Consider the following 18,116-nt stretch of genomic DNA (forward strand, 5'->3'; position numbering starts at 1 on the left):
GAGTTCTGTAGTGTAACGGCAGCGGCCACAAAAAAGGGCGGCCAAAGCCACCCTTTTTATACTTGCTGCGACGGATTAATCGAGCGTTAACGTTGCAAGAGATGTCCATCGCCTGAAACGCTTGATCCGGGGCCCTTAGTGCAGACCTTGAATGTAACTGGAGACCGCTGCAATGTCTTCGTCGCTCAGGCGTTTGGCGATGGTCTGCATGGTCATGGTGTCGCCGTCGTTGGTGCGGCCGCCTTCTTCCTTGCGGAAATCGGTCAGCTGTTTGGCGATGTATTGAGCGTGTTGGCCACCCAGATGCGGGAAACCGGCGGCGGCGTTACCGGTACCGTTCGGCGAATGGCAACCTGTACAGGCTGGCAGACCCTTGGTCAGGTTGCCGCCCCGGAACAGCGCTTCACCGCGTGCGACCAGCTTCGGATCGGCGGCGCCGACGCTGCCTTTCTGGCTGGCGAAGTACGCGGCCATGTCAGCCAGATCCTGATCGCTCAGGTTGGTCAACAGCCCGGTCATTTCCAGAACGACGCGTTTGCCCGACTTGATATCGTGCAGTTGCTTGGTCAGGTAGCGTTCACCCTGGCCGGCCAGTTTTGGAAAACTTGGCGCCATGCTGTTCCCGTCCGGGCCATGACAGGCTCCGCATACGGCAACTTTTGCCTGGCCGGCTGCTGCATCACCTGCAGCATGGGCGAAACCTGAGATTCCCACGGTCAACAGCAGACTCACGATCAATTTGTTCATCAGCTAATCCAACTACGGCTAAGGGTTAAGAGTTATGGACCGGGCTTACTCGCGCTCATCCAAAGGATGATGGCCTGGTAATCCTCGGCACTGCAGTCCATGCACAAACCACGCGGCGGCATCGCCTTGAAACCCTGGGTCACGTGTCGTACCAGCGTCCCCATACCCTTCGCCAACCTCGGCGTCCAGGCTGCCTCATCGCCTCTTTCGGGCGCCATGGGCAGTTGGCCGGAATGACAGGCACTACAAACACGGTTGTACACGGCTTCCGGATCCTGTGTAGCCTGTGCGCTGTAAAGCGGCATCAAGACTCCGGTAGCCAGCAGCCATTGAAACGACCTTTTCAGGGTTGAGAGCGTTTTGCGTTCTAATGCGCAATCAAGGTCTGTCGCTCTCGTGTACTTCATCCTTCGCTGGGACAAAGCACACACAAAATCTGCGGCATTATATACTGGCGTCACTGAAACGGAAGCGACACCGCGTTCCGCGCCCATTCCCGGCGCCGCCCACATCGGAAATCCCATGCAGCTCAAAAATCCCATCCTCGGCCTGTGCCAACAGTCCACGTTTATGCTCAGTGCGGCCAAAGTCGATCAGTGTCCCGACGACGAAGGCTTTGAAGTGGCCTTCGCCGGTCGTTCCAACGCCGGCAAATCCAGCGCCCTGAACACCCTGACTCACGCCAGCCTGGCGCGGACCTCGAAAACCCCGGGTCGCACACAGCTGTTGAACTTCTTCAAGCTAGACGATGATCGGCGTCTGGTCGACCTGCCGGGCTACGGTTATGCAAAAGTACCGATCCCGCTGAAGATGCACTGGCAGCGTCACCTTGAGGCTTACCTCGGTGGCCGCGAGAGTTTGAAGGGGTTGATTCTGATGATGGACATCCGTCATCCAATGACCGACTTCGACCTGCTGATGCTCGACTGGGCCGTTGCGGCCGGCATGCCGATGCACATCCTGCTGACCAAAGCGGACAAGCTGACTTATGGCGCAGCCAAGAACACGCTGCTCAAAGTGCAGTCGGAAATTCGCAAGGGGTGGGGTGATCTGGTGACGATCCAGCTGTTCTCCGCGCCGAAACGCATGGGGCTGGAAGACGCCTACACTGTATTGGCTGGCTGGATGGAACTGGCTGACAAGGGATCAGAATTGCCTGGAGAGCTGCCTGCTGAGTAAATCGCAGGCAAAAAAAGCCCCGGACTTCATATGGGGAGGGAGAAGTTCCGGGGTTCAAGTTCCGAACCGCTAGGGCGGGGTTCAGATATCTGCCAACACTTAACACAACATAGGAGCATCGAAGGGCTTCACCAGCCATTCAGTAACTCTGAGTAGTCGTCTGCAAGATTAGTTCAGATTTTTTTCAAAAAGCTTTGGAATAACCCCAAGAGCTTTTCTGACTAAGCGCTTTTCGAGGTTTTTGCCGCGACGCCACGCCGCGGCAAAATCACCTTCAAATGGCTCAGTGAGCCTCATCCCAGTTGTTGCCCACGCCGACTTCCACCAGCAGCGGCACATCCAGCTTGGCTGCTTCGCTCATGTGCTGACGAATCTCGACGCTGACCTGCTCGACCAGATCCTCGCGAACCTCCAGCACCAGTTCATCGTGCACCTGCAGGATGACTTTGGCGTCCAGCCCGGACGTCGCCAGCCAGTTATCCACCGCCACCATGGCTTTCTTGATGATGTCTGCTGCGGTGCCCTGCATCGGCGCGTTGATCGCCGTGCGTTCGGCGGCGGCGCGTTCCTGCGGCTTGTTGGAGTTGATCTCCGGCAGGTACAGGCGACGACCGAAGAACGTTTCTACGTAGCCCTGATCCGCCGCCTGGGCGCGGGTGCGATCCATGTACTCGCGCACGCCCGGGTAACGAGCGAAGTAGGTATCGATGTAGGCCTTGGCCGTTTTGGTGTCGACGCCGATGTCCTTGCCGAGCTTCTGCGCGCCCATGCCATAGATCAGGCCGAAGTTGATCGCCTTGGCGCCACGGCGCTGGTCGGAGGTCACCTCGTTGAGTTCGACCTTGAACACTTCAGCGGCGGTCGCAGTGTGTACATCCAGATTGTTGCGGAAGGCATTCATCAGGCCTTCGTCCTTGGACAGGTGCGCCATGATCCGCAGTTCGATCTGCGAATAGTCCGCCGCCAGCAGTTTGTAACCCTTTGGCGCGACGAAGGCCTGACGGATGCGCCGACCTTCAGCGGTACGCACCGGAATGTTCTGCAGGTTTGGATCGCTGGAGGACAAGCGACCAGTCGATGCCACGGCCTGATGATACGAGGTGTGAATGCGCCCGGTACGCGGGTTGATCTGCTCCGGCAGGCGATCGGTGTAAGTGCTTTTCAGCTTGCTCATCGACCGGTGCTCCATCAGCACTTTTGGCAAGCGATGATCGTCTTCGGCCAGTTTCGCCAGCACTTCTTCGGCGGTGGACGGCTGGCCCTTGGCAGTTTTTTTCAAAACCGGCAGGCCAAGTTTCTCGTAGAGAATCACGCCCAGTTGCTTGGGCGAGCCAAGGTTGAATTCTTCGCCGGCGATCTCGAACGCTTCGCGCTCCAGTGCCACCATCTTGTTGCCCAGTTCGATGCTCTGGATGCCCAGCAGCTCGGCGTCGACGAACGCGCCCTGACGCTCTATCCGCGCCAGCACTGGCACCAGCGGGATTTCGATGTCGGTGAGCACGCTGGCCAGGCTCGGGATCGCGCTGAGTTTTTCGAACAGGGTTTGATGCAGACGCAAAGTGATGTCGGCATCTTCAGCGGCATATGGCCCGGCCTGTTCCAGAGCGATCTGGTCGAAAGTCAGCTGCTTGGCGCCTTTGCCGGCAATGTCCTGGAAACTCACGGTGGTGTGATCCAGGTACTTCTGCGCGAGGCTGTCCATGTCGTGGCGGGTGGCGGTGGAGTTGAGCACGTAGGACTCAAGCATGGTGTCGAAAGCGATGCCGCGCACGGTGATGCCTTCGTTCTGATCGCCGCCGATGGCGCAGTTGGCCAGAATGTTCATGTCGAACTTGGCGTGCTGGCCGACCTTGAGCTTGGTCGGGTCTTCCAGAATCGGCTTGAGCGCGCGCAGCACGGTGTCGCGATCCAGTTGCTCCGGCACGCCGATGTAGGAGTGAGTCAGCGGAATGTAGGCTGCTTCGTTGGCCTGCACGGCGAACGACAGACCGACCAGTTGCGCCTGCTGCGCGTCGATGCCGGTGGTTTCGGTGTCGAAGGCGAACAACTTGGCGTTCTTGAGCTTTTCCAGCCAGACGTCGAAGCGGGCCTGATCGAGGATGGTTTCATAGGCGGCTTCAGCGGGGGCGGCTGGCGCTTCGGCTTCTGGCGCGCTGAACAGGTCGCCTGCTGGTGCAGGCGCGGCGGCAGCGCTCAGTTCCAGGCGCTTGGCGTCGCGATCCAGATCATTGATCCAGCTTTTGAATTCCAGCAGGGTGTACAACTCGTAGAGCTTGGCCGGGTCTTCCGCGCCCATTTGCAGATCGTCGAGTTCTACGTCGAGCGGCACGTCGACCTTGATGGTCGCCAATTGGTAGGAGAGGAACGCCATCTCCTTGTGCTCTTCGAGCTTGGCCGGCAGGGTCTTGGCGCCGCGAATCGGCAGGGTCGGGACGATGTCGAGATTCGCGTACAACTCGGTCAGGCCGCCGTTGACGCCGACCAACAGGCCGGACGCGGTCTTCGGGCCGATGCCGGGAACACCCGGGATGTTGTCGGAAGAGTCGCCCATCAGGGCCAGATAATCGATGATCTGCTCGGGTGCGACGCCGAATTTCTCCTTCACGCCCTCCACGTCCATCGAGCTACCGGACATGGTGTTGACCAAGGTAATGTGGCCGTCGACCAATTGCGCCATGTCCTTGTCGCCGGTGGAGATGATCACCGGGCGATCAGCAGCCGCGCTGCTGCGCGCCAGTGTGCCGATCACATCGTCGGCCTCGACGCCTTCCACGCACAGCAGCGGGAAGCCGAGGGCGATCACGCTCTGGTGCAGTGGCTCGATCTGTACGCGCATGTCGTCGGGCATGCTTGGGCGGTTGGCCTTGTATTCGGCGTACATCTCATCGCGAAATGTCCCGCCCTTGGCGTCGAAAACCACGGCGAACGGGCTGTCCGGGTACTGCTTGCGCAGACTCTTGAGCATGTTCAGCACGCCCTTGACCGCGCCGGTCGGCAGGCCTTTGGAGGTGGTCAAAGGAGGCAGGGCGTGGAAAGCGCGGTACAGGTAAGACGAACCGTCCACCAGGACGAGGGGGGCTTGGCTCATGAGCAGAATCAACCTTTTCGGCGGGCCCGGCGCTAGAATAGCGGGACCGTTGACGACAAAGGGACAAGGTTATCATGCGTACGTTAAATCGCTTGCTGCTGGTCAGTTTGATTGCTGCCTCACCATTGGCCGCGATGGCGGCGGATGATGCGCCAACGGGGGATCCGGAAGTCACCATTCGCACGGAAGGCGACAAGACGATTCAGGAGTACCGGCAAAACGGTTTCCTGTATGCGATCAAGGTCACGGTAAAGGGCGCGCCGCCTTATTTTCTGGTGCGTGCCGACGGGACGGATGCCAATTTCATCCGTTCGGATCAGCCAGATATGCTGATTCCGTCGTGGAAGATTTTCGAATGGAAGTAGTCTCTTAATTTTAATCGGCGCCGCTTTTATAGCGGCGCCCGAACTGAGCAGTTTTTAACCATGTCTGTGTTCACTCCCCTGGCTCGGCCCGAGCTGGAAACTTTTCTCGCCCCTTACGGGCTTGGCCGTCTGCTTGATTTCCAGGGGATCGCCGCCGGCAGCGAAAACACCAATTTCTTTATCAGTCTGGAGCAGGGCGAGTTCGTCCTGACCCTGGTCGAACGCGGTCCCGTGCAGGAAATGCCGTTCTTCATCGACCTGCTCGACGTCTTGCACGAGGCTGATCTGCCTGTGCCTTATGCACTGCGCACCACCGACGGCGTGGCGTTGCGTGAACTGAAAGGCAAACCGGCGGTGCTGCAGCCACGTTTGGCCGGCAAGCACATCAAGGTCGCTAACGCCCAGCATTGCGCGCAGGTTGGCGAGTTGCAGGCGCATCTGCATCTGGCGACCCAGGGCGAGCACATGATCAAGCGCAAGACCGATCGTGGCCTGGACTGGATGCTGGAGGAGGGCACGGAGTTTCTCTCGCACCTGAGCGATGAGCCGCGCGCGTTGCTGCAAAAAGCGCTGGATGAAATCACTCAGCAGAAAGAGAAAATTCTCGCACTGCCACGGGCCAACATCCACGCCGACTTGTTCCGTGACAACGCGATGTTCGAAGGTACGCACCTGACCGGGCTGATCGACTTCTACAACGCCTGCTCGGGGCCGATGCTCTATGACGTGGCGATTGCCTTGAACGACTGGTGCTCGGACGATGACGGCTTGATCGACGGCCCGCGTGCCCGGGCATTCCTCGGTGCCTATGCGGCGCTGCGTCCGTTCACGGCGGTAGAAGCAGAGTTGTGGCCGACCATGCTGCGCGTGGCTTGTGTGCGGTTCTGGCTGTCGCGGTTGATCGCGGCTGAGCAGTTTGCCGGGCAGGACGTGCTGATTCACGAACCGAAGGAGTTTGAGCAGCGGTTGGCGCAGCGGCAGCAGGTTAATACGCCGTTGCCTTTCGCCCTTTAAAAGCTTCGCGAGCAGGCTCGCTCCCACAGGATTTTAGTGATCCATGTGGGAGCGAGCCTGCTCGCGAATGGGGCAACACCGATGCTGGAGTTACAACGACTCCAGGCACCCCGCCAGATCGTTACCCAGCTTTTCCAGCACTTGTTCATAACCCTGAGCGGTCGCCGGGGTGTAACCGCCCAGCGCATCCAGCTCTGCCAATTTCACTGGCAACCCGGCCACCAGGGTTTCCGCCAGACGCGGGCGCAGCGGCGGTTCGCTGAACACGCAAGTCTTACCCACTTCCTGCAAACGCTTACGCATCGCCGCCACATGCTGCGCGCCCGGTTGCACCTCTGCGGCCACGCTGAACACTCCGGTGTGGTTCAGGCCGTAAGCCTCTTCGAAGTAATCGAAAGCCTCGTGAAACACGAAGTACGGTTTGCCTTCGACACTGGTCAGTCGTTTCTTCAGGCGCAGATCCAACGCATCCAGGCGTTCGTCGAAAGCCTTGGCGTTGCTCTGGTAGCGCTCGGCATTCGCTGGGTCGGCGGCGCTCAGGTCAGCGGCCATTTTGTCGGCAATTACCCGCGCGTTGACCGGCGATAGCCACAGATGTGCGTCCAGCGTGCCCGGGCGGTGATCGTGATCATGATCGTCAGCCTCTTCAGCGTGGGAATGGCTGTCTTCTGCGAAGTGGCGCAATTTCAGGCCCGGCAGATCCTGCACGGCGACGCTCGGCAGCGTACGACCCTTCAGCACGCGCGGCAGGAAACCTTCCATGTCCGGGCCGATCCAGTAGAGCAGATCAACCGATTGCACCTTCCGTACGTCGGATGGGCGCAGCGCGTAGTTATGCGGTGAGGCACCCGGCGGCAGCAGCACTTCGGGAATCGCTACGCCGTCCTGCACGGCAGCGGCAATAAGCTGTAGCGGTTTGATGCTGGTGAGGACTTTGACCTCGGCCTGGGCTGAACCGATCAGCAGAAAACTGGCGACAAAAGCCACAAAAACAGAAAAAAGTCGGGACACGATGACCACTCAAGGAGGCGAGAACGGGTAACATAATAACGTCTCTATCAAAACTCGTCGCCGCCCATGCCTATTACACCGATTGCCAGCCGTCCCCACGACCACTCTCATTGCGTACACAGCGCTTTGTCCGAGGCCGATACCTTGTGCGCCCAGAAAGGTTTGCGCCTGACCGCGTTGCGCCGCCGGGTGCTGGAACTGGTGTGGCAGAGCCACAAGCCGCTGGGTGCCTACGACATCCTCGCCGTACTCAGCGAGCAGGACGGTCGCCGCGCCGCGCCGCCGACCGTCTACCGCGCGCTGGATTTCCTCCTGGAAAACGGCCTGGTGCATCGCATCTCCTCGCTCAACGCCTTCGTCGGCTGTGTTCATCCGGAACACGCGCATCAAGGCCAGTTCCTGATCTGCCGCGATTGCCATGCTGCCATTGAGCTTGAACAAAAAGTGATCAGTGACGCGATCATCAACAGCGCCAAGGATGTCGGCTTCATCGTTGAGGCGCAGACCGTCGAAGTGGTCGGCCTCTGCTCTGGTTGCCAGGGGGCTTGATGAGCAACGCGCTGATCCGTCTGGAGCAGGTCGCCGTCACGTTTGCCGGACAGACCGTGCTGGACAACATCGAGCTGAGCGTCGAGCCGGGGCAGATCGTCACCCTGATCGGCCCCAACGGCGCCGGCAAGACCACGCTGGTGCGCGCCGTACTCGGGCTGTTGAAACCGGACAGCGGCAGCGTCTGGCGCAAACCGAAACTGCGCGTCGGCTACATGCCGCAAAAACTTCATGTCGATCCGACCTTACCGCTCTCGGTGCTGCGCTTTCTGCGGCTGGTGCCGGGCGTTGATCGTCCGCGTGCGCTGGCTGCATTGAAAGAAGTCGGCGCCGAGCACGTCATCGACAGCCCGGTGCAGAGCGTTTCCGGCGGTGAAATGCAGCGCGTGCTACTGGCCCGGGCGCTGCTGCGCGAACCGGAATTGCTGGTGCTCGACGAGCCGGTACAGGGCGTAGACGTCGCGGGCCAAGCCGAGTTGTACAGCCTGATCACCCGTCTGCGCGACCGCCACGGTTGCGGCGTGTTGATGGTCTCTCACGATCTGCATCTGGTGATGAGCACTACCGATCAGGTGGTCTGTCTCAATCGCCACGTTTGCTGCTCCGGGCATCCCGAGCAAGTCAGCGGCGACCCGGCTTTCGTCGAACTGTTCGGCAAGAACGCCCAGAGCCTGGCGATTTATCACCACCATCATGACCACGCCCACGACCTGCACGGTTCGGTGGTCAAAGGCCCTGTTGCGGGCCAACCCCATGTTCATGGAGACAACTGCAAGCATGGCTGATTTTCTGTTGTATGCCCTGCTTGCAGGTTTGGCGCTGGCGGTGGTTGCAGGGCCGCTCGGCTCGTTTGTGGTCTGGCGGCGCATGGCCTATTTCGGCGATACCTTGTCTCACGCCGCATTGCTCGGTGTGGCGCTGGGTTTTCTGCTGGATGTCAGTCCTACGGTCGCGGTCACGGTCGGCTGTCTGCTGCTGGCGGTGCTGCTGGTGACCTTGCAACAGCGTCAGCCGCTAGCGTCTGACACGCTTTTGGGAATTCTCGCACCAAGCACCCTCTCTCTCGGACTTGTAGTACTAAGCTTCATGCATGAAGTGCGGATCGACCTGATGGCCTATCTGTTCGGCGACCTGCTGGCGATCAGCCCGACTGATCTGGCGTGGATCCTCGGCGGCAGCGCGGCGGTGCTGGTGTTGCTGGTGACGCTGTGGCGGCCATTGCTGGCGATCACCGTGCATGAAGAGCTGGCCAAGGTCGAAGGCCTGCCGGTCGCCGGTCTGCGCATGGCGCTGATGCTGTTGATTGCAGTGGTGATCGCCGTGGCGATGAAAATCGTCGGTGTGTTGCTGATTACGTCGCTGTTGATCATCCCGGCGGCTGCGGCACAGCGTCACGCCCGGTCGCCGGAGCAGATGGCACTGGGCGCGAGCCTGCTGGGCATGCTCGCCGTGTGTGGCGGACTGGCGTTGTCGTGGTTCAAGGACACCCCGGCCGGGCCGTCAATCGTTGTGACGGCGGCCGCACTGTTTCTGCTGAGTTTTGTTCTGCCCCGTCGAGGGGTGTAGACTTGCTCGCTTTTTGCGCAATTAGAGAGTCGCAGGAATGAAGCCGTTCGCCTCCCGTTATCTGCTCCTTGTCGCATTTTCAGTGCTGCTGGGCGCCTGCCAAAGCACGCCGCCGGTGGCCGAAGTCCCCGATGCGCGGGCTACGGCCATCGCACAGCTGGAGCAAAGCCTGGCCAGCAGCGAACTGGCCACGGCCGAAGATCAATTGGCCGCCTTGCAGGCCGAAACCCCCAACGATCAATCCCTTGAGCAATATCAGCGGCAATTGGCCGAAGCGTATTTGCGCCGCAGCCAGATCGTCCTGCAGAAGGGTGATGTAAACGCTGCTGCCACCGCGTTGAGCCGTGCGCGCGTGTTGATGCCAAAGGCCCCGGCGCTGACCGGTGGTGTGAATGGTGCCATTACCGAAGCGCGCAAGGCTGAGCTTGAGAAGGCCGAAGCCGCACTGCTGGCGGCAGAAGCCAAGCCAAAAGCCAAGGTGATCGATCCGACCGCCGAAAGCACCACCGTTGCGTTGAACATCACCGATAGCCATAAACTTCGTCGGCAACTGGATGCGATCGCCGCTGATGTAGTGAATTACGAGTGTGCCGTGAGCATCCAGGCACCCCGCACCGATGATTACCCATGGCTGGCCAATTTGCTGACCAAGCGGGTGAAGAAATTGAATCCGGATTTTGATCTGAAGATCGAGAAGCAGATTTTGCGCACTGTGCCGGCGCAGATGGTTTTGAGTCCGCGTAAACCCTAAAAGCTTCGCGAGCAGGCTCGCTCCCACAGGTACAGCGTGAACTTGTGGGAGTCAGCCTGCTCGCGAAAGCGTCCTTTAGGCCGGAACGGCTTTGGCCTTAGGCTCCCGCGCCCAAACCCGGTGTTGCCCGATCGCGGCAAAGAACGGCTTGGTCAGCGCCGCGACATCCTTGCCCTCCAGCAACCCGGCATCCGCCTCCAGCTTCAACACATCCAGCATTTGCTTCGCTTCACCCTGCAAGGCAATCGCCTTCAGATGCTTGTACGCCTCCAGCAGGTAATGCAACGCCACACCATCACCGCTCAACGCCTTGATCGACGCCGCGCCACCTGGCACGAACACCGCATCGAAGATCACCGAAGGCATGCCTTCCATCGACGCATCCACCGGCAGGCTTTTGCCATCGGCGGTCTTCACTGGTGCCGACGTCGGGCCGAGCAACTTGGCGTGCGCCCCTTCAGCGGCCAAAGCTTTCTTCATCGCATCAATCGCCGCACCATCGACGCCGTTGGCAGCAAGAATCGCGACTTTTCGCGTCTTGATGTTTTCCGGCAACAGATTGGCCTGACTAAGCGACGGCGAATGATCAAAGGACGTTTTGCGTACCTCGACCGTGCCTTTGGTGGGCGCCGGCAGGCCCAGGTTGTCCGCCACGCGTTTGGCCAGTTCCAGATCGATATTGGCCAGAATCTCGTTCACTTCCCGCGCGCGGATGAACTCTCGTTCTACCTTGCCCAGCTCAAAGCTGTAGGCGGCGATGATGTGTTCTTTCTCGTGCGCGCTCATGCTGTTGAAGAACAGCCGTGCCTGGGAGAAGTGGTCACTGAACGACTCGCTGCGCTGGCGAATCTTGGCGGCGTCGATGCGTTCCGGGTATGTCTCGAAACCGCCGTCCTGCGCGGCCGGCGGGGTTTCTTTCGGCCAGCCGCCATCAATCGAGTTCGGCTCGTAGGACGCACGGCCCTTGTCGATCACCGTACGGTGCTGAGCATCGCGCTGGCCGTTATGGAACGGTGCGACCGGGCGGTTGATTGGCAACTCATGGAAGTTCGGCCCGCCGAGTCGGCTGATTTGCGTATCGGTGTAGGAAAACAGTCGACCTTGCAACAATGGGTCATTGGAGAAGTCGATCCCCGGGACGATATGGCCCGGGCAGAACGCAACCTGTTCAGTCTCGGCAAAGTAATTGTCGGGATTGCGGTTGAGGGTCATTTTGCCCAGCGGCGTGATCGGCACGATTTCTTCAGGGATCAGCTTGGTCGGGTCGAGGATATCGAAATCGAAGTCGTGCTCGTTTTCTTCTTCGATGATTTGCACGCCCAACTCCCATTCCGGGTAGTCGCCCATCTCGATGGCTTCCCAGAGATCGCGACGGTGGTAGTCGGTGTCTTTACCGGCGAGCTTCTGAGCCTCGTCCCACACCAGCGAGCAAGTGCCGGCGGTAGGGCGCCAGTGGAATTTGACGAAGCGTGATTTGCCCTCGGCATTGACTAGGCGGAAGGTGTGCACACCGAAGCCTTGCATGCTGCGCAGGCTTTTCGGGATCGCCCGGTCGGACATCGCCCAGATGACCATGTGCGCCGATTCCGGCACCAGCGAAACGAAGTCCCAGAACGTGTCGTGGGCCGATCCGCCGGTAGGGATTTCATTGTGCGGCTCGGGTTTTACCGCATGGACGAAATCGGGAAACTTGATCGCATCCTGAATGAAGAACACCGGCATGTTGTTGCCGACCAGATCGAAGTTGCCTTCGTCGGTGAAGAACTTTACGGCGAAGCCGCGCACGTCACGCACCGTGTCGCCGGAGCCGCGTGGCCCCTGCACGGTGGAAAAGCGCACGAACACCGGGGTCTTTTTCCCCGGATCCTGGAGGAATCCGGCCTTGGTCAGCGCCGCATGATTCTCGTAAGCCTGGAAGAAACCATGGGCGCCGGTGCCACGGGCGTGGACGATGCGCTCCGGGATTCGCTCATGGTCAAAGTGCGTGATCTTTTCACGCATGATGAAGTCTTCCAGCAGCGAAGGCCCGCGGGGGCCGGCCTTGAGGGTGTTCTGATTGTCGGCGATTTTCACGCCCTGGTTGGTGCGCAGGGCCTGGCCGGTGGCGTCGGAGCGAAATTTCTCCAGACTGTCGAGTTTGCTATTGGTGTTGGCGCGATCCGGGGTGTCGGTTCCAGCCAGTTCACTTTTGCCGGAGGCAGGTTTCTTGGTACTCATCAGACGTAAACTCCTCGTTTGACCCCTTTCAACGGGGACTCTTGAGCGTTTCCGGGCACGGTTACCCAGGGTTTCAAGTCGCTTAACTAGTGACTGACGAGAAGGAACCGGCGTTCCTTTTTTATGACCTTTGATCTTGTTATTGCCAAATCGAAGGTTAATTGAGAAATAAATGCTAAGAACCTCTATACGGACAGGCTAAAATGCGCGCCCGGCTAACCGCTGATCCTTTTCTAACGCGCCCCACAAGGTTCGCTACGTGATCGAGTTTCAAAACGTCCACAAGACTTACCGCGTCGCCGGTAAGGACATCCCCGCCCTGCACCCGACCAACTTCTCGATCGAGAACGGTCAGGTTTTCGGCCTGATCGGCCATTCCGGTGCGGGAAAAAGTACCCTGCTGCGTCTGATCAATCGCCTGGAAGAATCCAGTGGCGGCAAAATCATCGTCGACGGCGAAGAAGTCACCGCGCTGGATGCCAACGGCCTGCGCCGTTTCCGCCAGCAAGTCGGGATGATCTTCCAGCACTTCAACCTGCTCGCGTCCAAGACTGTGGCTGACAACGTTGCGTTGCCGCTGACCCTGGCCGGCGAGCTGTCGAGCAGCGAAATCGACAAGCGCGTCGCCGAGTTGCTGGCGCGCGTCGGTCTGTCCGACCACGCCAAGAAATACCCGGCGCAGTTGTCCGGTGGCCAGAAGCAGCGCGTCGGCATCGCCCGCGCCCTGGCGACCAAGCCAAAGATTCTGCTGTGTGACGAAGCCACCAGCGCCCTCGACCCGCAGACCACCGCTTCGGTCTTGCAACTGCTGGCCGAGATCAACCGCGAGCTGAAACTGACCATCGTCCTGATCACCCACGAGATGGATGTGATCCGCCGTGTGTGCGATCAGGTGGGCGTGATGGATGCCGGCGTGATCGTCGAGCAAGGTTCGGTGGCCGATGTGTTCCTGCATCCGAAGCACCCGACCACCAAGCGTTTCGTCCAGGAGAGCGAGCAGATCGACGAAAGCGAACAGCGCGATGACTTCGCTCACGTGCCGGGTCGTATCGTGCGTCTGACTTTCCAGGGCGAAGCGACCTACGCGCCGTTGCTCGGTACCGTCGCCCGGGAAACCGGTGTCGACTACAGCATCCTTGCTGGTCGCATCGACCGCATCAAAGACATTCCGTACGGGCAATTGACCCTCGCCGTCACCGGTGGCGACATGGAAGCGGCGTTCGCCCGCTTCACCGCCGCTGACGTTCACATGGAGGTGCTCCGTTAATGGAACTGCTCAAGACGTTCTTCGAAAACATCGACTGGTTTGAAATCTGGCTGGCGACGGGCGACACCATGCTGATGCTCGGTGGCTCGCTGTTGTTTACCGTTTTGCTTGGCCTGCCGCTGGGCGTGCTGCTGTTTCTCTGCAGTCCGCGCCAGTTGCTGGAAAACCGCGCCCTCTACGCGTTCATGTCGCTGGCGGTGAACATCCTGCGGTCGCTGCCGTTCATTATTCTGTTGATCGTGATGATCCCGTTCACCGTGCTGATCACCGGCACGTCGCTGGGCGTGGCCGGTGCGATTCCGCCGCTGGTGGTGGGTGCCACGCCGTTCTTCGCGCGTCTGGTCGAGACTGCGCTGCGTGAAGTCGATCGCGGCATCATCGAAGCGACCCAGTCGATGGGCGCGACCACCCGGCAAATCATCATGAACGCGTTGCTGCCGGAAGCCCGTCCGGGCATCTTCGCGGCGATTACGGTGACGGCGATTACACTGGTGTCCTACACGGCGATGGCCGGTGTGGTCGGCGCCGGTGGTCTGGGTGACTTGGCGATCCGCTTCGGCTACCAGCGTTTCCAGACTGACGTGATGATCGTCACCGTGGTGCTGCTGTTGATTCTGGTGCAAGTGCTGCAAATGGTAGGTGACAGACTGGTCGTGCATTTCTCGCGTAAATAAACCGGTTTGATATTCAAGAATGAGCCGGCCATTCGCTGGCAGGCGCCTGACAGGCGCCCAAAAAGGAGTTAGCTGAATGAAAAAACTGATCGCTGCTTTCGCTGCTGTTGCTGCGTTTTCGGCCCACGCCGAAACCCTGACCGTTGCCGCCACCCCGGTGCCGCACGCGGAAATCCTCGAGTTCGTGAAGCCGGCACTGGCCAAAGAAGGCGTGGATCTGAAGGTCAAGGTCTTCACCGACTACATTCAGCCGAACGTACAGGTTGCCGAAAAGCGTCTGGACGCCAACTTCTTCCAGCATCAGCCGTACCTCGATGAGTTCAACAAGGCCAAGGGCACCAGCCTGGTTGCCGTGACCGGCGTGCACCTGGAGCCACTGGGCGCCTATTCCAGCAAGATCAAGGATCTGAAAGACCTGCCAAGCGGTGCCAACGTGGTGATCCCGAACGACGCCACCAACGGCGGCCGTGCGCTGTTGCTGCTGGCCAAGGCTGGCGTGATCACCCTGAAGGAGCCGAACAACATTCTGTCGACCGTCAAAGACATCGCGCAGAACCCGAAAGACCTGAAAATCCGTGAACTGGAAGCCGCGACCATCCCGCGCGTGCTGACCCAAGTCGATCTGGCGCTGATCAACACCAACTACGCGCTGGAAGCCAAGCTCGATCCGTCCAAGGATGCGCTGGTGATTGAAGGTAACGACTCGCCATACGTGAACATCCTGGTGTCCCGTGCGGACAACAAGGACAGCGACGCGATGAAGAAACTGGCCGCTGCCCTGCACAGCCCGGAAGTGAAGCAATTCATCACCGAGAAGTACAAAGGTGCGGTATTGCCGGCGTTCTGATTCTGGTTGCTTTAACGAAGAAGGGGACGCCATGTGCGTCCCCTTTTTTTGCCTGAAATACCGCTCTCGTAGCACCGCATTTGTGGCGAGGGGATTTATCCCCGATGGACGGCGCAGCCGTCCCAGTACCCCTGAATGCAGTGCATCAGTGAGTGCGCGAATGCCGTGTTTGGGGCCGCTGCGCAGCCCATCGGGGATAAATCCCCTCGCCACAAAGGTTTCCCGGTGCTTGCTGTGGTGACTTACTTGCGGTTAAGCATCACCGGCAACTGCGCCACCAGTTTGGCGTTGTTCAGCGGTGCACGAATAAACCCACGCTGCGTCCCGTCCGGCCCGATCACCGCCAGATTCCCACTGTGGTCAACCGTGTAATTCGGCTTGCTGGTATCCGCCGGAATAAACGGAATACTCACCGCATTGGCCACCTTCTGCAGCTCTTCAATCGAGGTCGGCGTCAGGCCGATGAACTGCGGATCAAAATAGCCCAGATATTGCTTCAACTGCTTCGGGTTGTCCCGGTTCGGGTCGACGCTGACCAGCACGATCTGCAACTTATCCACAGCATCCTTCGGCAACTCGCTTTTGATCTGGCGCAGTTGCGCGAGGGTGGTCGGGCAGATGTCCGGGCAGAAGGTGTAGCCGAAGAACAGCAGGCTCCACTTGCCTTTCAACTCGTCGATGGCGACCGGTTTGCCGTCCTGATCAGTCATCGTCACGTTTGGCAGGGTGCGGCTCTGCGGCAGCAGGATGATGCCAGCGTCGATCAGCGCGGTGGGGTCGCCCTGGCCCTTGCCGCTCAGCACTTTGTTGACGGTCAGGCCGAGGATCAGCGCGATCACGGCGACGAGGATGAAGACGGTTTTCTGGGTTCGAGTCATAGGTTCAACAGTAAGTAGTGGTCTACGAGCAGGGCGATGAACAACAGGAACAAGTACCAAATAGAGTACTTGAAGGTGTTGATCGCCGCGTGCGGCCGAGTGCCACGGTACAGCACCACGGCCCATTGCAGAAACCTTGCGCCCAGCACCAGAGCGCAAACCAGATACAGCACGCCGCTCATGTGGATCACGTACGGCAGCAGGCTCACCGCCAGCAGCGCGAAGGTGTACAGCAGAATATGCACTTTGGTGTAGTGCTCGCCGTGGGTGACCGGCAACATCGGGATGTCGGCCTTGGCATATTCCTCCTTGCGATGGATCGCCAGCGCCCAGAAGTGCGGCGGGGTCCAGGCGAAGATGATCAGCACCAGCAGCAACGGTTCGGCGCTGACATGGCCGGTGGCGGCGGTCCAGCCGAGCAGCGGCGGCGCGGCGCCGGCGAGTCCGCCGATGACGATGTTCTGCGGCGTCGCTCGCTTGAGGAAACCGGTGTAGATCACTGCGTAGCCGAGCAGGGAGGCTAGGGTCAGCCACGCGGTCAGCGGATTGGTGAAGGTCAGCAGCAAGGCCTGACCGAGCAACGCCAGCGCGAGCGCAAAGGTCAACGCCGCAGCAGGCGAAACCCGGCCCTCTGCCAGCGGCCGCTTATGGGTGCGCGCCATGACTGCATCGATGCGCCGATCCACCACATGGTTGACCGCCGCCGCGCCACCGGCACACAGCGCGATGCCCAGATTGCCGAACACCAGCACCGTCCACGGCACCCCGGCGCGGGTCGCGAGGAACATGCCGACCAGCGAGGTGATGAGCATCAGCACCACGACTTTCGGTTTGGTCAGCTCCAGATAGTCACGCCAGATCGCCTGAGTGGGGCGTTCGCCGATCAGAATCGCCATGGCGTTTCTCCTTTTATTGTTATGGGCGCGGCGGAGTGTTTACGCGGGCTGAAGCGCCAGCGCGCGAGTACTGGTTGTCTGACCCGGACCAGGCTGGTGCGCGCGTGATAATTGACCAGCACCAGGGTCAGCAGCAGCGCCGCGCCGCCAGCGTTGTGCGCCACGGCAACCGGCAGCGGCAGATGGAAAATCACGTTGCTGATGCCGAGAGTGATTTGTGCGCCGAGGGCAATCAGCACCAAACCGGCCAGCCGGGTCATGCCGACCACTTTCAGTTGCCAGGCCAGACCGAGCAGCACCAGCGTCACCAGCAATGCGCCGATGCGGTGGGTCAGGTGAATCGCTGTGCGGGCATCGCTGTCGAGTTGTCCGCCGAGGTAATTGGGGCCGATGTGTTGGGTCAGGTGAAAGCCGTTGGCAAAGTCGGCGGGCGGCAGCCATTGGCCGTGGCAGGTGGGGAAATCGATGCAGGCCACCGCGGCGTAGTTGGAACTGACCCAGCCACCTAGAGCGATCTGGCCGATCACCAGCAGCAGTCCCGCCGTCGCCCAGTACTGCAAGCGTTTGGGCACGGTCAGCGCCGGCAGCACGCCGGACAATCTCAACGTCAGCAGAAACAACAGGCTCAAGGTCGCAAAGCCGCCAAGCAAATGCCCGGTGACCACTTGCGGCCAGAGCTTGAGCGTCACCGTCCACATGCCAAACGCCGCTTGGGCGAACACCACCGCCAGCAGAAACAGCGGCAGCTTCAATGGCTGCCCGGGATGGCGACGATTGACCCACGCGCGCCCGGCCAACACCGAAATGAGCAGGCCGAGGGCGCCGGCGAAGTAGCGGTGGATCATCTCGTTCCAGCCCTTGTGCGTCTCCACCGGCGCGTCGGGGAAATGCAGCTCGGCATGGGCCAGTTGGGCTTCGCTTTTCGGCACGCTGATAAACCCGTAGCAGCCCGGCCAGTCCGGGCAACCGAGGCCGGCGTGGGTCAGGCGGGTGTAGGCGCCGAGCAGCACCACAATCAGTGCCAGCAAGGTGGCAAACAGCGCGAGGCGAAATCCAGGTTTGGCCAT

General features: G+C 60.2%; 18 protein-coding genes. 10 read left to right on the forward strand and 8 right to left on the reverse strand.

Annotated elements, in window-relative coordinates; translation table 11 throughout:
• Nucleotides 1–135 precede the first annotated feature (135 nt).
• The gene (locus ACA069_RS00285; protein WP_497615798.1) at nt 136–747 is read right to left on the reverse strand and encodes a c-type cytochrome; all 612 of its coding nucleotides are present in this window, start codon (nt 745–747) and stop codon (nt 136–138) included.
• A gap of 32 nt (nt 748–779) precedes the next feature.
• Nucleotides 780–1,052 carry a c-type cytochrome gene (locus ACA069_RS00290; RefSeq protein WP_187677290.1) on the reverse strand — a complete coding sequence of 91 codons (273 nt, stop codon included), beginning with the start codon at nt 1,050–1,052 and terminating at the stop codon, nt 780–782.
• Between the two features lie 217 nt (nt 1,053–1,269).
• On the opposite strand from ACA069_RS00290, the gene yihA reads away from it, so the two are divergent.
• Entirely contained in the window at nt 1,270–1,926 is a 657-nt protein-coding gene (yihA, locus tag ACA069_RS00295; RefSeq protein ID WP_401268283.1) for a ribosome biogenesis GTP-binding protein YihA/YsxC, read from the forward strand.
• A gap of 283 nt (nt 1,927–2,209) precedes the next feature.
• Here yihA and polA read toward each other — a convergent pair whose 3' ends face one another.
• Entirely contained in the window at nt 2,210–5,014 is a 2,805-nt protein-coding gene (polA, locus tag ACA069_RS00300) for a DNA polymerase I (RefSeq protein ID WP_497615801.1), read from the reverse strand.
• Nucleotides 5,015–5,088: 74 nt separating this feature from the next.
• On the opposite strand from polA, the gene ACA069_RS00305 reads away from it, so the two are divergent.
• Both ACA069_RS00305 and ACA069_RS00310 read left to right on the forward strand, forming a co-directional pair.
• Nucleotides 5,089–5,379, forward strand: coding sequence for a DUF2782 domain-containing protein (locus ACA069_RS00305; protein ID WP_187677293.1), 291 nt, complete (start codon nt 5,089–5,091; stop codon nt 5,377–5,379).
• 60 nt (nt 5,380–5,439) lie between these two features.
• A complete protein-coding gene (locus tag ACA069_RS00310) occupies nt 5,440–6,393 on the forward strand; it encodes a homoserine kinase (RefSeq protein WP_497615804.1) in 954 nt (317 codons plus the stop codon).
• Nucleotides 6,394–6,483: 90 nt separating this feature from the next.
• Here the strand turns inward: ACA069_RS00310 and ACA069_RS00315 are convergent, their stop codons facing one another.
• Nucleotides 6,484–7,404 (reverse strand): zinc ABC transporter substrate-binding protein, encoded by a 921-nt coding sequence (locus tag ACA069_RS00315; RefSeq protein ID WP_187677295.1) that lies wholly within the window; start codon nt 7,402–7,404, stop codon nt 6,484–6,486.
• Between the two features lie 66 nt (nt 7,405–7,470).
• Between ACA069_RS00315 and ACA069_RS00320 the strand changes: the two genes are divergently transcribed.
• The 4 genes from ACA069_RS00320 to ACA069_RS00335 are packed head-to-tail and all read left to right on the forward strand — an operon-like array spanning nt 7,471 to nt 10,270.
• On the forward strand, nt 7,471–7,953 hold the full coding sequence (locus ACA069_RS00320; protein WP_007911760.1) for a Fur family transcriptional regulator: 483 nt from the start codon (nt 7,471–7,473) through the stop codon (nt 7,951–7,953).
• Complete coding sequence (gene znuC, locus ACA069_RS00325; protein ID WP_187677296.1) at nt 7,953–8,738, forward strand: zinc ABC transporter ATP-binding protein ZnuC; 786 nt, start codon at nt 7,953–7,955, stop codon at nt 8,736–8,738. The genes ACA069_RS00320 and znuC overlap by 1 nt, the downstream gene beginning before the upstream one ends.
• Nucleotides 8,731–9,519 carry a zinc ABC transporter permease subunit ZnuB gene (znuB, locus tag ACA069_RS00330; protein ID WP_041073699.1) on the forward strand — a complete coding sequence of 263 codons (789 nt, stop codon included), beginning with the start codon at nt 8,731–8,733 and terminating at the stop codon, nt 9,517–9,519. The genes znuC and znuB overlap by 8 nt, the downstream gene beginning before the upstream one ends.
• Before the next feature lie 37 nt (nt 9,520–9,556).
• Nucleotides 9,557–10,270 carry a PA5502 family lipoprotein gene (locus tag ACA069_RS00335; RefSeq protein WP_187677297.1) on the forward strand — a complete coding sequence of 238 codons (714 nt, stop codon included), beginning with the start codon at nt 9,557–9,559 and terminating at the stop codon, nt 10,268–10,270.
• A gap of 75 nt (nt 10,271–10,345) precedes the next feature.
• On the opposite strand, the gene katE is transcribed toward ACA069_RS00335, so the two are convergent.
• Nucleotides 10,346–12,487, reverse strand: coding sequence for a catalase HPII (gene katE, locus ACA069_RS00340; protein ID WP_489880132.1), 2,142 nt, complete (start codon nt 12,485–12,487; stop codon nt 10,346–10,348).
• A gap of 259 nt (nt 12,488–12,746) precedes the next feature.
• On the opposite strand from katE, the gene ACA069_RS00345 reads away from it, so the two are divergent.
• The 3 genes from ACA069_RS00345 to ACA069_RS00355 all read left to right on the forward strand — a co-directional run bounded on the left by ACA069_RS00345 (nt 12,747) and on the right by ACA069_RS00355 (nt 15,275).
• The gene (locus ACA069_RS00345) at nt 12,747–13,754 is read left to right on the forward strand and encodes a methionine ABC transporter ATP-binding protein (protein WP_497615808.1); all 1,008 of its coding nucleotides are present in this window, start codon (nt 12,747–12,749) and stop codon (nt 13,752–13,754) included.
• Nucleotides 13,754–14,428 carry a methionine ABC transporter permease gene (locus ACA069_RS00350; protein ID WP_187677300.1) on the forward strand — a complete coding sequence of 225 codons (675 nt, stop codon included), beginning with the start codon at nt 13,754–13,756 and terminating at the stop codon, nt 14,426–14,428. Before ACA069_RS00345 ends, ACA069_RS00350 begins: the two co-directional genes overlap by 1 nt.
• A 76-nt stretch (nt 14,429–14,504) precedes the next feature.
• Nucleotides 14,505–15,275: a MetQ/NlpA family ABC transporter substrate-binding protein gene (locus ACA069_RS00355; protein WP_489880131.1), complete on the forward strand. Its 771-nt coding sequence runs from the start codon at nt 14,505–14,507 to the stop codon at nt 15,273–15,275.
• A gap of 242 nt (nt 15,276–15,517) precedes the next feature.
• Here the strand turns inward: ACA069_RS00355 and ACA069_RS00360 are convergent, their stop codons facing one another.
• The 3 genes from ACA069_RS00360 to ACA069_RS00370 are packed head-to-tail and all read right to left on the reverse strand — an operon-like array spanning nt 15,518 to nt 18,116.
• Complete coding sequence (locus tag ACA069_RS00360) at nt 15,518–16,153, reverse strand: SCO family protein (RefSeq protein WP_497615810.1); 636 nt, start codon at nt 16,151–16,153, stop codon at nt 15,518–15,520.
• A complete protein-coding gene (gene cyoE, locus ACA069_RS00365) occupies nt 16,150–17,049 on the reverse strand; it encodes a heme o synthase (RefSeq protein ID WP_497615812.1) in 900 nt (299 codons plus the stop codon). The genes ACA069_RS00360 and cyoE overlap by 4 nt, the downstream gene beginning before the upstream one ends.
• A complete protein-coding gene (locus ACA069_RS00370; RefSeq protein WP_401268306.1) occupies nt 17,037–18,116 on the reverse strand; it encodes a COX15/CtaA family protein in 1,080 nt (359 codons plus the stop codon). The genes cyoE and ACA069_RS00370 overlap by 13 nt, the downstream gene beginning before the upstream one ends.

This window comes from Pseudomonas sp. LBUM1652 (genome assembly GCF_059716105.1).